The 2,018-nt window shown below is 62.6% G+C and carries 2 protein-coding genes; both read right to left on the bottom strand.

The window, feature by feature from the left end:
* Positions 1 to 1,482: tetratricopeptide repeat protein (locus ACXJ7R_RS31080; RefSeq protein WP_457155148.1), on the bottom strand; the 1,482-nt coding region annotated here is incomplete at its 3' end.
* A gap of 184 nt (positions 1,483 to 1,666) precedes the next feature.
* The coding region (locus ACXJ7R_RS31075; RefSeq protein ID WP_457155147.1) for an alpha-isopropylmalate synthase regulatory domain-containing protein at positions 1,667 to 2,018 on the bottom strand (352 nt) is incomplete at its 5' end.

Genomic DNA, 2,018 nt, shown 5'->3' with positions numbered 1-2,018 from the left:
CAGCCCGTAGTCCCACCATGTCGAGTGGCCGCTGAAGGTCTCCGCCGCATGCGCCAGGATCGGCGTTCCCTCCGCGTATCGACCGGCGAAGATCAGCCCGTAGCCGTAGGCGGCAGCCATGCCGAGATCGTAGGGATTGAGTTCATAGGCCTTGCGCATCCAGCGGATCGCTTCGTCCGTATTGCCGAGACGCGAACTGACATAGCCGTAGGAGCGATGCGCATAAGGGCTGGTCGGCCCCATCTGGACGCCGCGATGGGCAAACTCCACAGCCTTTTCAATCGTTGCATTGGGCGGGTAGGCATAATGATCGGAGACCGCCTCGAGTTGCAGAGACGCAAGCTCCGAATAGACCAGCGAGGACTTCGTTCCGCCATCGGCCAATTTTTCGAGGCAGCGATAGGCAGCTTCATGGGTTCTGGCGTTCTGGTCGAGATAATATTTGTCGTTGAGCAGCAAGCATTGCGTCAGGCCGTTTGGGGCACCGGTCTGCTCGATATAGTTGTAGATCGTGCCCGAGGCGGGAAGCGCCGAACTCAGCATGTCGGCGATCCGGTCTTCGACCACGGCCGGTGCGCTGTCGGCAGGGGTCAGATTGCGCGACAGAAGCACCCGTCCGGACGCCATACTTTGCAGTTCGATCGTGATATCGCCCGCGTTCGGCCCGGGCAGCATGGCGAATATGAAGCTGGTGGCGTCGTCAGCCGGATCGGTGGGTGTGTCGCGACCGATGAAGTCGATCGTATCGAAGCCACTCAGGCCGGCGCGGAGCGAGGCGGCGACGCGGCTGGCATCGGCGCCTTCGGCCTTGAGGTCGATATAGACGAGCGGCAGGGCGTCGGCCGTTGCCGACGGCGCGATGCTGCTGGTTGCGCCAGCGGTCTCGAGGGTCGCCGACATGTCGCCGCCACCGCTCAGCAAGGCGCTGCTGCCCTGACGAAGGATCAGCAGGCCCAGCATGGCGATGACCAGGGCGATCGCCATCCAGAAGAAGCGGAGTTGGCGCACCACCGAGGGGGTGGGCTTCGCGAGAGCCGGCGACACCGCATCCGGCATGCCCGTGCTGGCGTCGTTGGCCCGATCGGCGGACGTGGCGCCATCCAGCCTGAGTTCGGGAACAGCCTCAGCCGGCAGCCGGATCGCGTTCAATTCATAGGCGGGAACATAGCCGCCGCGCGGAATGGCTATGCGGACCGGCTCGGCAACGCCTTCATTGGCAAAATAATGCTGCAGAAGCTCGCGCAACCTGCCCGCCTGAACCCGCACCACGGCGTCGGTGGCCGGATCGAAATCGCCGTCCTTGCCGAAAACATCCATGGCGATGGAGAAGCCCTTGAGCCTGTCGGCTTCGCCGGCTTGTTCGCGTTCGACAAGGTAGCGGAGCAACTTGCGCGCGCGTTCGGATCGCCCGAACGTCTGGCTGGCAAGAAGTCGCTCCAGTGTCTCGCGCACTGCGGGGGCGGCAGGCGTGGCATGCTGCAAGTGTCGATCCTCTCGAAGTCGGCACAGGTTGAGGTGCGATCATATAGTTCCCGCACCGCCACACAAGTATTCACCCATTATGCGATCACGTACCCCACCGGATAATTCTTCGGTGGTTAATGATACGAAGGATCGGAACCGATCGCCGAATGGGGAGGGTTCCGATCTTCGTTCTGGTTGTGCGTCAACCGGCCTTTTTGACGACGATGCGGTTCGCCGCCGACATCACCGCTTCCAGCGAGGCGGCGACGATGTTGGTGTTGATGCCGGCGCCGAACAGCTTGCCATCAGGATGTTCCATCTCGACATAGGAGATGGCCGAGGCGTTCGAGCCGCGCTGCATCGAGTGCTCGGAATAATCGAGCACCGACATCTCGATGCCGAGGTGACGCGAGAGTGCATCGACGAAGCCGTCGATCGGACCGGTGCCGGTGCCGGTAATCGTCACCTCCTTGCCGTTGTCGACGATGACCGCCTCGACGACGCGCCGGCCCTTGGTCTCGGTGCTGGGATAGGTGTGGTGGTCGAGGAATTTC

The organism is Mesorhizobium sp. P5_C1 (assembly GCF_054049815.1).
Note: the sequence above shows the minus strand (reverse complement) of the source record. Positions and strands in the feature narration are given on the sequence as shown.